The organism is Nostoc favosum CHAB5714 (assembly GCF_020829495.1).
Taxonomy (GTDB): Bacteria; Cyanobacteriota; Cyanobacteriia; order Cyanobacteriales; family Nostocaceae; genus Nostoc; species Nostoc favosum.
Window position 1 is genome coordinate 87,645 of sequence record NZ_JAIVFQ010000002.1, and the last position, 15,348, is coordinate 102,992.

The following is a 15,348-nucleotide window of genomic DNA, read 5'->3' on the forward strand; positions in this document are numbered from 1 at the left end:
ACCTAACCCCCAGCCCCTTCCCTTGTAGAGAATGGGAGTAAGTATCAAAGCTTCTCTCCTTTTAGGAGAGAGGAATCGAAGTAAGTTCAGAGTAAACTAAAATCGCTAGAATCAGGTTTTTCAAATATTATTAAATGCTGTTGAGGTAACAAGTTTTTAGTTTCACGCCAAACCAAACCGGCAGCTTGCATTTCTTTACGGACTTGCTTTTGGGTCATCTTGTGCAGACCTTTAATCATAATAAAGGGATTTTCACCCCGGTACTCAACCAGCACTACCCGACCACCTGGTTTAAGTGCTTTCACAATTCCTTGCATAACTTCTTGGGGATACTCAAGTTCATGATAAGCATCTACCATCAACGCCAAATCGATACTTTCAGATGGTAAGTTTGGGTCGCTAAGGGTTGCTAAAACAGGCTCAACATTGGTGATATTTTTCTCTTTTTTGAATAACTCAATGATTTCCAACATTTCTGGCTGAACATCTACAGCCAACACTTTACCTGCTGTTAATAGCGGCGCGATGCGAAAGCTTAAGTAGCCTGTACCAGCGCCAACATCTGCCACTACATCGTTAGCTTTTAGGTTGAGGAGGCTGACTATTTTACTTGGCTGTTCCTCTCCCTCTCGGCTTGGACGTTCTAGCCACCCAGCACCTGTGTATCCCATGACTTTGGCAATTTCTCGCCCCATGTAATATTTGCCGATACCATTTGGACTATGGATTATCCGTTGTTCGTAAACAGCGTAGGCGTAGCCCGTCGTAGACATCGCACCAGTCGCGGCTTGTGCTGACAGAGTTGGATTCACCAGCAAGCAACTCAACATCACAACAAGAGTTACTATAAATTGTAGAAAAAAGTGTAAAAAATTTGACATTTGGTTATGACTGATCTGGATAGCTATAAGCAGCAACTAAAAGAATTTTATGGTAGTAGGACGACTTATGACCATGAGGAAGGTACTCGCCATCCTCTAGATGCCAAGCTTCTACTAGAATTTGTTCCCCTACATTCGGGACAGAAAATCCTTGATGTGGCGACTGGAACAGGTTTAGTTGCGATTCCCGCAGCTGAAAAAGTTGGTTCAGAGGGCTATGTGATTGGAATTGACATGACCCCTGGAATGTTGCATCAAGCAAGACTGAAGATTGCAGCAGCAAAATTAGAAAATATCGAGTTGATTGAGGCAGATGCAGAATATTTCAACTTTAGTGATGCTAGTTTTGATGTTGTCTTTTGCTGTGAGGGAATTGTACTTTTTCCTGATATCCTTGCTAGTTTGCAAAAGTGGTATCGCTACTTAAAACCAGGAGGGTTTGTGGCATTTACTTGTCCTCCCGAAACTGCTTATATGGCGTCTCTTCATCAGAGTATCTGCGCTAGAGTTTTGGGTGTATCGTTACCACATATCCTTGAACCACTGGGGACTCCAGAAAAATGTCGGAATTTGCTCAATCAGGCAGGTTTTAGAGATATCGAAATTAAGATTGAGCCATCAGGACGTTATCGCCCTCTTAGGGATAACGAATTATCTGAGATAGCAATTAATATAAATTTTAAAGGTAATCTTTTGTTGTCAAAATTATCACAAGAACAATTAAATCAGTTACAAGTTGAGTACAAAGCAGAAATTGAGAAACTAGCAACTGATCAAGGTATTTGGGAAGACACTACAAAGTTCTTTGTTCGCGCTCGAAAATAAGTTGATGAGCAAAGCTTTGCTGCTGAATTTACAGCTTGGGGCGATCGCGCATAATAATCTTACCGTTACTAATGACTAGGACTTAGGCATTGACAAGAAATACCAAATATGAATTAAGGTTAAAAACCATATCTTTCGTAAGGGCACAGCAATGCTGTGCCCCTACAGCATCGGCAGTCGCTACAACGGGGAGCCACTGCGGTGGACGGGAACACCTGCATAAAGCAAGTGGCGTGGGAACCCCCCTTCGGGTTCACCAGTCGCCTACGGCGGGAAACCCGCCTACAGCGCTGGATTCACCGCAACGCGCTGCCTCCCCTGTGCGTTGAAATTTCAATCCTCAATTCGCTACGATTTTACGTAAAGCAGTATTAAGTAAACTTTTCTTTAATGATTTGACCTTAGCGCGAAGCCCTGGAAGTTACTGATCTTTGCAAATTAGCTAGAGCGCGATTGTAATCCAAAATAGCTGCAATTCGATTTCCTTCTGCTCTTGTCAGGTCATTTTCAGCAGAGATCACCTCTGTTTGAGTACCCACACCAGCTTGGAACCTCAGCCTTGCTAAATTCAGAGCTTCCCTAGCTTGATTTAAAGCCACAGTAGAACTCTGCACATTATTTAAATTGGATTGTAATTGAGAATAGTACTGTTCTACATCAAAGCGAATTAGGTCGCGCTGGCTACCAAATTCACTCTCTGCGATCGCAATATTAGCTCTCGACTGAGCCGCGCTTGCTCTTGCTGCTCCCCCATCAAACAAAGTGACATTTCCTTCAAGTCCCACTGAATAGCCATCAGTAATGCTGACGCCATCATCATAGCGATCTAGCAGATTGTAGTTGGCTGCCAAACTAATTTGTGGCCCTAGCTGTGAAAGTGCCTGTCGTCGCCGTTGCTCACCAATGTTACGTTGTGCTAATTGCTGTTGCAATTCTGGACGATTTTGAAATGCTCGGAGAATAGTTTCTTCCAGTGTTGGCTGCCAAAGGCCCGCTAATTGTACCGGATCTGCCGCAGTGATATTAACCGACTGTGCCAAACTTAACCGAGTTGCTAACCGACGACGAGCAATTTGCTGGTTTGAGATAGCATTAGTCAGTAGTTGTTGGGCGTTTGCTAAATTCACCTGAGCTTGCAGGACATCGAACCGCGTACCCACTCCAGCCTGTTCTCTTGCTTGGGTATCCCGCAAACTAGCCTGGGCATTTTCTACAGCAGACCGATTAATTCGTACTTCTTCATCTGCTTGTTGCAAATCGTAATATTCAGTAGTAACATTCAGATCGACTTCCAGAGATGTGCTTTCAACATTTAATTCATCTACCCGTAGCTGTTCCTCTGCGGCTCGGATAGCAGCTTGTCGGTTCCCAGAAGTGTAGAGGCCATAATTCAGTTGTGCTGAACCATTGAAAGAGGTGCTGGCTTGAGATGAATTGCTAGTAAAACCATTACCACTGTTAATTAAACTACTGTTGATTGCAAGAGTAGGAAATAAGGCAGCTTGAGACTCGCGTAGGGAGGAGCGACTGCGTTCTAGCTCTAATATGGCTACCTGTAAGTCTCGATTGTTGCGTTTTGCTAGTTCTAAAGCTTGTGCCAAACTGATTGGTACATTTCTCTGAATCCTTACTTCTTCCGGTTTGGTAGGAAATTGCAGAGGATTGGGATTGGGGTTGAGGTAATCGGGAACCTGTACAGGGCTTGAGGAATTCTGCGGTTTTGGGGGAGTTGCTGCACTTGCTGCATTTGGAAAAAAAATAGCGATGCCTGACGGCAAGGCTACCGCCAACGCTACGCTAACCCAGGTAGAATGCACGAACAATAAGCTGAAATTCATAAATAAATCTAGTCATTAATTAGGTTTCTTTGAGGGAACAATCAAAAGTTTTCATCCTGATTGACCTACAGAAATTTAAATCTTAAATTCCCCCTCCAAGGGTTGATATTAACAAATTAGCCTACAATCAAGCCATCCTGAACTCGAATAATCCTTTTGGTTTGAGCAGCGATATCTGGTTCATGAGTGACAATCACAATCGTGATCCCTTGGTCATTAAGTTCTGTCAGCAAACTCATCACCTCATGGGAAGTTTCAGTATCTAAAGCTCCTGTTGGCTCGTCTGCCAAAACTAATGCAGGTCGGTTGACCAAAGCACGAGCGATCGCTACCCGTTGTTGTTGCCCCCCAGATAGTTGACTCGGACGGTTAGATATGCGTCCCCCTAGTCCCACCTTTTCCAAAGCATCTAATGCCCTTTGACGGCGTTTTGGCTTAGGCAAGTTAGCGTAAACCATTGGTAACATAACATTTTCCAGCGCTGTTGCCCGCGCCAATAAGTTAAATTGTTGGAAAACAAAACCTATTCTTTGGTTACGAATATAGGCTAATTCATCATCATCAAAAGTCGTCAGGTTTCTGCCTTCAAAAATATAGTCTCCAGTTGTCGGACGATCCAGACATCCCAAAATATTCATGAGCGTGGATTTACCCGAACCTGACGCACCCATAATCGAGACATATTCCCCTTCTTCAATAGAGAGTTCAATTCCCTTAAGGATTGGAACACTAACTTCTCCTAAGTAGTAGGTTTTAGTAATAGATTCCATCCAAATCATTGTTGGCATAAAAGTTAGGAGTTAGGAGTTAGGAGTTAGGAGTTAGGAGTTAGGAATTACAAATTATTTAGTCACTTCTTAAAGCAGTAATTGGATCTAATTTAGATGCATTCCGTGCTGGAATTACCCCGGCCACTAAGCCAACGCTCAATGAGAGTCCAAAGCCAGCAATGATCGACAATAAAGAAATTACAAAGGGAAATTTGAAAGTGTTTGCAGCTATAAAGGCTAATAAAATACCAGTGACCATCCCAATACATCCGCCAACAATGGAAATCACGATCGCTTCAGTTAAAAATTGATTAAGTATTGCCGAATTGGTGGCTCCTACGGCTTTGCGAATCCCGATTTCTCGCGTCCGCTCAACCACGGAAACCAGCATAATGTTGGCAATACCGATTCCACCAACCACTAACGAAATTCCAGCGATCGCTACCACCATTACTGTAAATAAACCCACAATACTAGTGAAGGTACTAACAATATCAGCTTGATTGGTCAGCCGAAAATCATCAGCTTGCGGCGGATAAATGTTGTGACGTAGCCGTAAAAGATTGGTAACTTGAAACTGAGCGGCTTCTAACTGCTCCTGATTAGCGCCTTTAACTAAAATTCCATTTACAGAAACACCTACCAGAGCATTGTTCCCAACTAGTCTCTTCGACATACTAGTTAGAGGAATGAAAACCTGGTCATCTCGATCCATCGGCCCCTGAGAACCTTTAGGTTCCATCACCCCAATTACTTCATAAGCCTCTCCCTGAATCCGAATTTTCTCACCGATAGGATTTACACCCTGTCCAAAGAGTGTTCTTTGAACTGTAGGGCCAAGAATAGCTACCTGTGCGACAGTATCTAGTTCTTCTTGAGTAAAATATCTCCCTTGTTGGGGGTGAGTATTTCTAATTTCTGGGTAGTTCAAATCTGTGCCATAAATGGTTGTTGAGGTGTTCTGTCCTGCATATACAACTTGGGCGTTGCGTTGAAGATAAGCAGAAACCATCTGTGCTGATGGCGCTTGTGTAGCGATCGCCTTTGCATCTTCCCAAGTCAACGTGCTGCTAGAACCTACCCCTTGACGGACATTCCCGCTTCTTGCCGCACCCGCTAAAATTTGGATGACATCTGTACCCAATGCTTGTATCTGTTGCTCAACCCCCTTTTGCACTCCCTGACCGACAGAAGTAATGGCAATGACTGAAGAAATCCCAATAATTACGCCCAACATAGTTAGACCTGTGCGTAATTTGTTACTCCACAGAGTCTCTGCCGCCATTGTCAAGATTTCCAGCAACGGCACTGTGCGAGTATTCTTAGTTTTGTAAAAGCCCTTAAATATCTTAAACATAAAGTTTTATTTGAAACTCAATACAATTCAGTTAAGCATTTCTTCCTTCTCTTCCTTTGCGTCCTTTGCGGTTCGTTAAAAAAGTTGAACCTTTTTACTCAGCAGTTGAGCCTTTTTACTCGGCAGTTGAGCCTTTTTACTCGGCAGTTGAACCTTTTTACTCGACAGTTGAGCCTTTTTACTCGGCAGTTGAGCCTTTTTACTCGGCAGTTGAACCTTTTTGCTCGGCAGTTGAGCCTTTTTGCTCGGCAGTTGAGCCTTTTTGCTCGGCAGTTGAGCCTTTTTACTCGACAGTTGAGCCTTTTTGCTCCAATACGGTTCAGTTAAGGCTTAACTCTTTGTCAAAGTTAATTTTTTTAACGAACCGCAAAGACGCAAAGAACGCAAAGGAAGAGAAGAAAGAAATGCTTAACTGAACTGTATTGCTTTTTACTCCCGTTTCTGTTCCATCCCCCTGCTCCCTTGCCTCTTTTTAACTAAACCGTATTGATTTAAAACTAACTTTAAGGGGAACCACCGCCTTGACGACCACCACCAGAACGACCACCTCCGCCTCCGCCTCCTCCTAGACCAGGGAAAACTCCTCCTCTTGGTGTTGATTGCGGACGCGATCCTGGTGGGAAACTGAGCAATACCCTTTCGTTTCCTGTCAATCCAGATTTAACTTCGGTAAAGTTATTCGCGGTGACACCAGTCTCAATGGGAGTAAATACAGGTCTGTTATTCTTTCCTGCCACAAACACACCTGTGGCATTTTCTTGCCGCACTACCGAGGCGGTTGGCACTACTAAAACATTTTGAACTTGGCCGGCTTGAAAATCTACTTCCGCATTCATCCCAGACCGCAGTAGCCTTTGAGGGTCTGAAAGTGATACTCTCACTTCAAAACTAGTGACGTTTTGCTCTACTATTGCTTGGGCAGCAATTTGGCTCACTTTACCTTCAAAGGTTTTTCCTGGGTAGGCATCCGCCTTAATCGAGACTTTTTGACCAAGGCGGATTTTGGAAATATTTGTTTCCGCTAAATTTGCAACAACTTCATTTGTTGAAGCTAGAGACAAGATTGAAGAAGAAGAAGAAGAAGCTACTTCACTACTGGCAGTTGTAGGTGTCACGAAAGCGCCGGGATCAGCAAACTTCTTTGTCACCACACCATCAAAAGGTGCGCGAATAATTGTGTCATTGATTTGGGCTTGGATATTTTGCAGCGAACCGCGAGCAGATGTTACCTGGGCGCGGGCTGCGTCAATATCTTCTTGGCGCGTTCCGGCTTTCACAAGTGCCAAAGCTTGCTGTCTTTGCTTCACCACAGCTTGTGCTTGCTCGATGTCTTCTGGACGTGACCCGGCTTTTTGCAGAGCCAGTGCTTGCTGTGCTTCATTTACATTAGCTTGGGCGCTGTCGCGATCGGCACGGTTTTGGTTAAGAGTCTGAAGGGAAATACCGCCTGCATTGTAAAGTTGTTGATTACGAACAAAATTATCTTCTGCTTGGCGGAGGGCGGCTTGAGTGCTTTGCAAGCGTGCCTGTGAAGCAGCAATATCTTGAGAGCGATTGCCTGCTTGTACCTTTTGCAGATTCGCTTGGGCTTCGTCTAATGCTCCCTGTGATTGACCAATATCTTGAGGGCGATTGCCTGCGATCGCCTTTTGCAGATTCGCCTCGGCTTGTGCCAATTGTCCTTGAGCAGACGTGAGTTGCCCCCGCAGGTTGGAATCATCCATGTAAGCGACAATCTGTCCTTGTTTGACGATATCTCCTTCTTTCGCCAGCAGTGTTTTCAAGATGCCTGAATTTTTCGGGCTGAGGTTGATTGACCGCTCAGGTTTCACCGTTCCGTTCGCTGAAACTGTGATTGTTAAACTCTGCCTTTCTACAGGCTGTGTCAGCACCCGGCGGCTGGCTTGTTGACGGGGAGCAACCGTTACTTGGTAATAAACGGCATAGCCAATTCCACCCAAAAGGCAAAGAGCAATTAGCCAAGAGAGCCAATTACGTCCCCCCTTTTTTTTCTTTACCTCTGGAACCAAAACTGGTGAATCTACGGTGTTATTTGTATCAATTTTCATATCTGATTTGTCTATAAAGAACGGCTAAAACTATAGCCTGGTAGCCTTATACTGACAATGATTTTGAGTTTTTAGTGTTTTAAAGGTTTATTTGCAGTACCAATCCACTAGGAAGTCTGAAGTAATCGCACTCTAACTAATCTCCCAGCAGGAACAATTTCCTGATTAGGAAGAAGAATATCCCCGTTGGGAAGTCTATTGCGATCGCCAACAACATAGACTTTCGTCTGGGCACTTGCAGGGGCAGTCAAGAGAGTGGGAACAATGATCAGGGCAGCAGCAGCTAAGACTATCGATATCCGGTTTGCTTTTAACATGGAATTGATTCCTTATTTGCATTAAAGTTATATTTTGCTGAGGTTTGAATTCAGCAATCTTTAGACAGTTATTTTTGTTTTGGTATGAAGGTGTTTAATATTTACCTCTTCGTATAAATTCATACATATTAATTATTGCTTAAAACGTCCAAAGCGATGTATGACCAAAGTCATTAGTAATTCCAGACTGATGTATGACCAAAGTCATAAGTTTTTTTAACTAGTTCCGTGGGTTTAAGTCCCCCGGTTCAATAAAAATTTTGTTTTGTGTTGGGGTTAAATCCCCATTACAAAACAAAATTTACGAAAGCGTTGCGGGGCGAAGCCCATTACGAACTTGTACTGAGCGACTTGTGCCGAGCGTTCGCGTAGCGTCTCCAAGAGTTGCCGAGGTAAGCCGAAGTATTACGAATTACGAATTATTTAATAGGGAGTGGGGAATAGGGAGTGGAGAATGGGGCATTGGGCACTTGTACTGAGCGATTTGTGCCGAGCGTTCGCGTAGCGTCTCCAAGAGTTGCCGAGGTAAGCCGAAGTATTGGGCATGAGAAAGAGGATTTGGGGACAAGGGGAAAGACTTATTGCAAGTTCTCACCTCTTGTCCCCAAGTCCCCAAGTCCCCCCTGCCTCCCCTGCCTCCCCTGCCTCCCCTGCTTCCCCTGCTCCCCCTGCCCCTCATCCCCACTCCCTCCTGCCTTTCTTTGTAAGATTTTGCTACCGTCAACAGCGCAGATCGTTTAAGCTAGCTGAAAGATTCTTTGATTAGTGGCTTAAAGGCGGTAGTGTGCCTAAACATGTTCGTTTGATTTCTTTTCTAATGGTCTGTAGTTTATGGAGTATGCCAAAAGCCGCTAACGCGCAGGCATTAATACCCCATACATTGCAGCTAGATGGGACAAAGTTAGAGAAGCAGGGGTTGAGCTTGGCACAGGAAGCGGCTCAACTGGCTCAGTTTCAACAGGTTGAATTAGCTTTGCCACGAGCGCGGCTGGCTAGTCAACTCGCTCCTAAGAATGATAAAGTTTGGTTGCTCTTAGGTGGATTGCAACTGCAAACTAAAGAGTTTGACGGGGCGATCGCTAGCCTGAAAAAAGCGCAATCTATCAACCCCAAAAATGGTGATATTCTGTTTGCTTTAGGTTCAGCTAATTTTCAGCAGAAAAATTACCAAGCAGCTGTTGTCAATTACCAAGATGGTTTGAAGTTAAAACCCAATGATCCAGAGGGTTTGTTTAATTTGGGTAATGCTTACTATTTGCTGGGTCGATTGCCAGATGCGATCGCACAGTACAATACAGCAGTTTCTCAAGATAAAAAATTCTGGCCAGCGCTCAACAATATTGGCTTAATCAACTACGAACAGGGTGATATCCCCGAAGCGATTAAGCGATGGCAATCTGCTGTAACCCTTGATAAGCAAGCCGCCGAACCTTTATTAGCCTTGGCAGTGGCACTGTATACTAAAGGCGATGCCTCCGGCGAGCTACGCTTACGCCAACAAGGATTAAGCTTGGGAGAAGCCGCACTCCGCATCGATCAGCGCTATGCTAATTTGGATTTCCTCAAAGAAAATCTCTGGGGCGATCGCTTACTGTCTGATACGAAAAAATTCTTAGAATTACCTCGTATTCAAGCAGCCCTACAGCAACGAGAAAACTCATCATCAGCCCCTGGACAACAGCCTACTCAATAGGAGTGGGAGTGGGGAGTTAAAAGTTAGGAGTTAGGAGTTGGGAGTTAAATATTTCAACAGTTATCAGTTAATTTGTCCGTTGGGAGTCAGAGTCCCCCACAACTAACAAGTGGTGTGTTTCAGTCGGGGTGGTCACGTAGGTCTGCCGAAGTGTCAAATCCCTGACTGAAACCGCGATCACTGTTTACTGTTCCCTGTTCACTGATTTAACTCCTCACTCATAACTCCTAACTCCTAACTCTCTTATTACCACTTGCCTAATAGCACCTTTTCGTAGTACATCTATACTAAACTGATTAAATACAGGAACTAGTACAGGTCGGCGGAAATAAACCTATCATTTCATTACATCCAGAAAGCCCAAATTAAAGCATGTGTGACTTTTGAATGCGTGACTTTTGACTTCCGCCTTGCGGAACTAGTCGCCCAAAAATGTTTGCGGGCGAGTATTCCTGAAATAAGTGGTCAATTCTCAGTGGTCGTCTGTGGGTAGAAGTGCGATGATTTGGTCAACAAACTGTTGATGGTCAACAACTGGCTTAGAAATGTAACCATCAGCGCCGCTTTGCTTGAGAAAGTTTTCGCGATCGCCTTCCATAGCATGTGCCGTCACCAAAATAACGGGTAAGTTTGCTGTTTTTGGATCAGATTTTAACATTTGTGTAATTTTGATTCCATCAACAGATTTACCTTGGTAAACGCTTCTAGACAGAGAAACATCCATCAAAATCAGGTCGGCTTCTCCTGATTGGGCAATTTTTATTACTTCTTCGACATTTTCAGTGTGTTTCACACCCAAGCCGCCACGCTTGGACAAAATTTTGGAAAAAACACGAGCATTAATTAGATCGTCTTCGACAATTAAAACAGTTTTCATGAGATTTTTAGTTATAGAGGTAGAGGTAAGGTGATTAGGCAATTGAAAATTTAAAATGAGAAAATGCAGTCATGGCAAGTATCCTGGCTATGGAGTCTATACAAATTAAGTGTGCAGCATATCATTCGATTAAAACAGCTACCTGCTATCTGTTTCCTTTTTAATAGTCAATGTACATCCTGTCATCAAGGATGATACTACTGCTTTTTCTTCTATGACTATCAATATTTTGTTAGGAATCCCATTTCATCCGTTATGCTGTGGTTGCTGCAATATTGAGTTCCGACGGCTTTAATGTAGTTAAATTTCAGGGAAAAAACTCATGGCAAAACAGTTAAACCTTCTCTCAACGGGACAGGTAATTACAACAGCCCTGCATACCGAGATGCAACGGTCTTATCTAGAATATGCCATGAGCGTGATTGTCGGGCGAGCGCTACCAGACGTGCGTGATGGCTTAAAACCAGTGCATCGCCGTATTTTATATGCCATGCACGAACTCGGTTTAGTACCAGATAGACCCTATCGAAAATGTGCCCGTGTAGTGGGTGATGTGTTGGGTAAATACCATCCCCACGGCGACCAATCAGTTTACGATGCTTTAGTCAGGCTGGTACAGGATTTTTCTAGCCGCTATCCCTTGCTGGCAGGACACGGGAACTTTGGCAGTGTCGATAATGACCCGCCAGCAGCGATGCGTTACACAGAAACGCGCCTCGCACCCATCAGCCATGAGGGAATGCTGACAGAAATTGGCGAAGAAACTGTGGAATTTGTCGGGAACTTCGATAATTCCCAGCAAGAACCAACGGTGTTACCTGCTCAGTTGCCGTTTCTGTTGCTCAATGGCTGTTCTGGTATTGCCGTGGGAATGGCGACGAATGTTCCACCCCACAACTTGGGGGAAGTTGTCGATGGGTTAATTGCCTTAATCGACAACCCAGATTTGCCAGATGAAAAATTATTCGAGCTAATTCCAGGGCCAGACTTTCCCACTGGTGGAGAAATAATTGGTGAGGTGGGAATTCGGGAAGCATACACCACAGGTAAAGGTGGAATTCTGCTGCGGGGAGTTGCAACTCTGGAGGAAATTCCAGCCACAAGGGGAAGCAAGCGACGGACGGCAATTATCATTACAGAATTGCCTTATCAAGTGAATAAGGCTGCCTGGATTGAGAAGGTAGCGGACTTAGTAAATCAAGGTCGCTTGCAAGGAATTTCTGATCTTCGGGATGAAAGCGATCGTGAAGGGATGCGGGTGGTAATTGAACTCAAACGCGATACCAATCCCCAAGAAGTTCTCCAGCATTTGTATCACCAAACTGCTTTGCAAATGACTTTTGGGGCAATTCTCCTAGCAATAGTTAATGGACAACCCCGCCAGTTAAGTTTGCGTCAACTGTTGCAGGAGTTTTTGAGTTTCCGAGAAGAGACGCTGAACCGTCGCTACAATTACGAGTTGGAGAAGGCCCAAAGTCGTGTGCATTTGGTAGAAGGTTTACTCAAAGCACTATCTAATTTGGATCAGGTAATTGAAATTTTGCGGCAAGCTCCCGATGGCAGTACGGCAAAAATAAACCTTTGTAGCCGACTAGATTTGAGTGAGGTACAAGGAGATGCAATTCTGGCTATGCCGTTGCGTCGCCTCACCAGTTTAGAACAGCAAAATTTGCAGCAGGAATTTGAGCAGATAAGTGAACAAATTAGATTGTTGGAGCTATTACTGAGCGATCGCCGAGAATTACTCAAGGCACTGAAAAAAGATTTGCGATCGCTCAAGCGCAAGTACAACGATCCCCGACGTACTAAGCTAGCGCCTACCAGCAGCGACACAAGGATACAAGAGGACAAGGGGACAAGAGGACGAGTAGAGGAAGAAGAGGAACTTAAATCTTCTGAACCAGCAGAGGAAGCAATTTTAGAGTTTACCCAACGGGGTTATGTGCGCCGCACCCAGCCATCTGGGAGAAAGTCAAAAGCTGAAAATGGTCTGCATGATAACGACTTCATTATCCAAACTGTGTTGACTGACACAGAGAAAGACTTGCTAGTACTAAGCGTTAGTGGCAAAGTTTATCCTGTGAAGGTGGGAGAAATTCCCCCAACCACTGGACGTTCCCCACGAGGGAAACCTTTGATTACTATGCTTAGTAGTACTGCTCAAGGTGCTCAAGAAGCTGTAGTCAGCCGCTTTTTGCTGCCGGAAAATCTCGAAACTAAGCAGATGATTCTCATAACAAAACAGGGACGGATTAAGCGGTTGTCTCTGGGAGAATTTACTAACTTGACTCGGCGCGGAATCACGATTTTGAAGCTCAAAGACGATGATGAATTGTCATTTACCCAGTTCACCAAACCAGGGGATCATCTGATTTTAGCTAGTTCCGGTGGGCGACTGTTGAGGTTTGCAGTCAATGATGAACAATTACCGATCATGGGACGCACAGCGATGGGTTTACAAGCATTTCGGTTATTGAAAAATCAGCAAATGGTTGGCTGTGCCACCGTCGGGAAAGATGACCAGCTACTGCTAGTTACTCAAGAAGGATATGCCAAGCGAATGCCTGCGAGTCAGTTAAGAGCGGCTAATCGCGGCGATTTAGGCACGCAAGCGCTGAAATTTGCCAGCAAAACTGACAATTTAGCTGGTATGGTTATAGCGATCGCATCTGGCGAGGTAGCTTTAGTGACGAATAAAGAGCGGGTAGTGCGGTTACCTGTGGAAACAGTACCTATTTTAGGTAAGGATGTGAAAGGTGAAAGCATTCTTCAACTCAACCGTGATGAAAAAATCATCACCGTCACCGAAGTGCGATCGTAAATTAGGGTGATGTTCAACTTGCGACAAGCCAACTTGCAAGATTTAGAGGCGCTAATCCAACTGCGTCTCGAACTCCTGCGGGAAGCTAGCGATATTAAAGGTGACTCTGACACCGCAAACCTAGCAGAAGCAACTCGAAAATATCTTGGCGAAAAAATGCCGTTGGGTGAGTTTTTAGCTTGGGTAGCTGAAGTGGATAATCAAATTGTTGCCACTAGCGGCTTGGTATTTTTTGAAAGACCCCCTTACAACGGCAATCTGTCAGGCTTGGAAGCCTACATTATGAACGTTTATACAATTCCCATGTATCGAGGACAGGGAATTGCAACAGCATTATTAAAGGAAATTATCAGCTTTGTGAGAGTAACTGAGGCAAAACGCCTCTGGCTTCACACCACTGAGAATGATAAACGTATCTACGAGAAGCTTGGTTTTGTCTCGACTGTCATGGTTTACCGCCGTAGGCATCGCATTGAATCAGCCCTTAGAGCGAATTTCTACGGGAATGGGATTTCGTGGTTTATACCATTTATCTCAAGCTTTTCTACGTGGTGATGCTAGTAACGCTGTTCCCTATTTTGTTGAACGTCAAAAGCTGTTTGGATTAGTCAAAACAAGGCGTAAGCGCCATCGACTGATTGACGCTTACACCCTTTGGGCTTTATCTTCTTAAGTTGACACCAATGCACATCTGTGCGCCCCTACGTAAAACTGTCTTTCTCCGACGAGCGAGAGAAACTTGAACTTTAGTTCAAGACAGGGAGAGGTTCATCGAACTCATGTTAAAAAAAGTTTACTACCTTGTTTACGTGAAAATATCATATCAAGCGCTATGTGGAATACGCTCAATTTCAGCATATCCACTGAAAATAAGTTTTTGACCTTCAGTTTCTAATCGGTTGAGCCGCATTTTCACTCCATCAAGGTCAAAACGATCAAGATCAACCATATTATCTAAAATTTCTACCAGCGCCACGCTCAAGGTTTGCGAGATTTCCCGTTGTGCTTCTGGCACTTGCTCAAGTTCAATTTTTGGATCTTTGAAGGAAACTCGCCGCCGCCTTTCAATGCCTAAAGTTAGGCTCATGTTCAGGGGAACGAGTTCGCCATTATTTAAATCTGCTTTTGCTACAAGCTGTAAGCGATTTCCTGGCAATAGCTGTACCTGGACTTCCGTAAAGGAAACTGGTTCACCGCCAGATAATTCTGTCAGCGATGGTACGGTGAGGTTAAGCAGGCGCTTTTTCACCAGTTCCGCATTAAAGGCTTGGTTTATGCCTGCTTCTGATAAAATTACCTGAGCGATCGCTTGAGTGGGTTGCTTAAGACTGAGTTTGCCACTTAAAACCGAGCCGAAGTCAATGGCAACCGCATCGGTTTCAAAAGACATCTCCTCTACCGCGAAATCTTTCCGAATCACCAAGCCACGACCGCTCATTTTGAAGCTATCAATGCTGCCTTGCAACAGTTTGCTGGAGGGATAGCAGCGCACAAAGACTTCTACTGACTCGCTCATGCTAAACAGGTGGCGAATCGTTTGGCTGGCGACCGTGTTGAGCATCCGCTCTCCCCAATCTGTGCCTTTAGGATCTTGTAAACCAGTAAGTCCGCCGAACATGTGGTTTTGGGTCTCTAGAAGTTCTTTGTACTTTTGTAACAAACTGTGAAGAATACAGCAAGCGATCCCGTGATTAATTGTGCTGATGGGTAGGTATAGAAGGGCTGATGGTTGATAGCTAAATGTATTAAATGTTACGAGTTTGACTTAGACAGGGAGAACGTCGCAGCATTCATGACATTAGGAATCATACGTTAAAGTTTATGGGCTAAAGGCTTCAGAATAAACACCCTACTCTTGAGGGTCAAGTGCGACTTTTAATCAAGCTGCGATCGCTTGCCC

General features: G+C 44.4%; 13 protein-coding genes and 1 pseudogene. 6 read left to right on the forward strand and 8 right to left on the reverse strand.

Features of this window, described 5'->3' with window-relative positions; all coding sequences use genetic code 11:
- Nucleotides 1-86: 86 nt before the first annotated feature.
- A complete protein-coding gene (locus tag LC586_RS01975; RefSeq protein WP_229482708.1) occupies nt 87-881 on the reverse strand; it encodes a class I SAM-dependent methyltransferase in 795 nt (264 codons plus the stop codon).
- A 6-nt stretch (nt 882-887) separates the two neighbouring features.
- Here LC586_RS01975 and LC586_RS01980 point away from each other — a divergent pair, with 6 nt between their 5' ends.
- Complete coding sequence (locus LC586_RS01980) at nt 888-1,706, forward strand: class I SAM-dependent methyltransferase (protein ID WP_229482709.1); 819 nt, start codon at nt 888-890, stop codon at nt 1,704-1,706.
- A gap of 89 nt (nt 1,707-1,795) precedes the next feature.
- Nucleotides 1,796-2,035, forward strand: a complete 240-nt coding sequence (locus tag LC586_RS01985) for a hypothetical protein (RefSeq protein WP_229482710.1) — start codon at nt 1,796-1,798, stop codon at nt 2,033-2,035.
- 72 nt (nt 2,036-2,107) lie between these two features.
- Here the strand turns inward: LC586_RS01985 and LC586_RS01990 are convergent, their stop codons facing one another.
- The 5 genes from LC586_RS01990 to LC586_RS02010 form a co-directional block, all read right to left on the reverse strand.
- Nucleotides 2,108-3,544, reverse strand: a complete 1,437-nt coding sequence (locus LC586_RS01990; protein ID WP_229482711.1) for a TolC family protein — start codon at nt 3,542-3,544, stop codon at nt 2,108-2,110.
- A 116-nt stretch (nt 3,545-3,660) separates the two neighbouring features.
- Nucleotides 3,661-4,332 carry an ABC transporter ATP-binding protein gene (locus LC586_RS01995; protein ID WP_306423223.1) on the reverse strand — a complete coding sequence of 224 codons (672 nt, stop codon included), beginning with the start codon at nt 4,330-4,332 and terminating at the stop codon, nt 3,661-3,663.
- A 58-nt stretch (nt 4,333-4,390) separates the two neighbouring features.
- Nucleotides 4,391-5,671 (reverse strand): ABC transporter permease, encoded by a 1,281-nt coding sequence (locus tag LC586_RS02000; protein WP_233715439.1) that lies wholly within the window; start codon nt 5,669-5,671, stop codon nt 4,391-4,393.
- A 503-nt stretch (nt 5,672-6,174) separates the two neighbouring features.
- Nucleotides 6,175-7,740, reverse strand: a complete 1,566-nt coding sequence (locus LC586_RS02005) for an efflux RND transporter periplasmic adaptor subunit (RefSeq protein WP_229482712.1) — start codon at nt 7,738-7,740, stop codon at nt 6,175-6,177.
- A 107-nt stretch (nt 7,741-7,847) separates the two neighbouring features.
- Nucleotides 7,848-8,057, reverse strand: a complete 210-nt coding sequence (locus LC586_RS02010; protein WP_229482713.1) for a hypothetical protein — start codon at nt 8,055-8,057, stop codon at nt 7,848-7,850.
- 784 nt (nt 8,058-8,841) lie between these two features.
- Between LC586_RS02010 and LC586_RS02015 the strand changes: the two genes are divergently transcribed.
- Nucleotides 8,842-9,750: a tetratricopeptide repeat protein gene (locus LC586_RS02015; protein ID WP_229482714.1), complete on the forward strand. Its 909-nt coding sequence runs from the start codon at nt 8,842-8,844 to the stop codon at nt 9,748-9,750.
- A gap of 472 nt (nt 9,751-10,222) precedes the next feature.
- Here the strand turns inward: LC586_RS02015 and LC586_RS02020 are convergent, their stop codons facing one another.
- Nucleotides 10,223-10,627, reverse strand: coding sequence for a response regulator (locus tag LC586_RS02020; protein ID WP_109009404.1), 405 nt, complete (start codon nt 10,625-10,627; stop codon nt 10,223-10,225).
- 322 nt (nt 10,628-10,949) lie between these two features.
- Between LC586_RS02020 and gyrA the strand changes: the two genes are divergently transcribed.
- From gyrA to LC586_RS02035, 3 genes and pseudogenes are all read left to right on the forward strand, one after another.
- A complete protein-coding gene (gene gyrA, locus LC586_RS02025) occupies nt 10,950-13,448 on the forward strand; it encodes a DNA gyrase subunit A (protein ID WP_229482715.1) in 2,499 nt (832 codons plus the stop codon).
- A gap of 9 nt (nt 13,449-13,457) precedes the next feature.
- Entirely contained in the window at nt 13,458-14,003 is a 546-nt protein-coding gene (locus LC586_RS42505) for a GNAT family N-acetyltransferase (protein WP_438822866.1), read from the forward strand.
- Nucleotides 13,909-14,121 (forward strand): annotated as a pseudogene (locus LC586_RS02035) (IS4 family transposase); the annotation flags it as partial. The gene LC586_RS42505 and the pseudogene LC586_RS02035, both read left to right, overlap by 95 nt.
- 150 nt (nt 14,122-14,271) lie before the next feature.
- Here the strand turns inward: LC586_RS02035 and LC586_RS02040 are convergent.
- A complete protein-coding gene (locus LC586_RS02040; RefSeq protein WP_229482716.1) occupies nt 14,272-15,066 on the reverse strand; it encodes an LmeA family phospholipid-binding protein in 795 nt (264 codons plus the stop codon).
- Nucleotides 15,067-15,348: the final 282 nt, after the last annotated feature.

Coding starts and splice junctions, on each gene's coding strand:
- LC586_RS01975 (WP_229482708.1), bottom strand. CDS start 881: ATGTCAAATTTTTTACACTTTTTTCTACAATTTATAGTAACTCTTGTT.
- LC586_RS01980 (WP_229482709.1), top strand. CDS start 888: ATGACTGATCTGGATAGCTATAAGCAGCAACTAAAAGAATTTTATGGT.
- LC586_RS01990 (WP_229482711.1), bottom strand. CDS start 3,544: ATGAATTTCAGCTTATTGTTCGTGCATTCTACCTGGGTTAGCGTAGCG.
- LC586_RS01995 (WP_306423223.1), bottom strand. CDS start 4,332: ATGCCAACAATGATTTGGATGGAATCTATTACTAAAACCTACTACTTA.
- LC586_RS02000 (WP_233715439.1), bottom strand. CDS start 5,671: ATGTTTAAGATATTTAAGGGCTTTTACAAAACTAAGAATACTCGCACA.
- LC586_RS02005 (WP_229482712.1), bottom strand. CDS start 7,740: ATGAAAATTGATACAAATAACACCGTAGATTCACCAGTTTTGGTTCCA.
- LC586_RS02010 (WP_229482713.1), bottom strand. CDS start 8,057: ATGTTAAAAGCAAACCGGATATCGATAGTCTTAGCTGCTGCTGCCCTG.
- LC586_RS02020 (WP_109009404.1), bottom strand. CDS start 10,627: ATGAAAACTGTTTTAATTGTCGAAGACGATCTAATTAATGCTCGTGTT.
- gyrA (WP_229482715.1), top strand. CDS start 10,950: ATGGCAAAACAGTTAAACCTTCTCTCAACGGGACAGGTAATTACAACA.
- LC586_RS42505 (WP_438822866.1), top strand. CDS start 13,458: ATGTTCAACTTGCGACAAGCCAACTTGCAAGATTTAGAGGCGCTAATC.
- LC586_RS02040 (WP_229482716.1), bottom strand. CDS start 15,066: ATGTTCGGCGGACTTACTGGTTTACAAGATCCTAAAGGCACAGATTGG.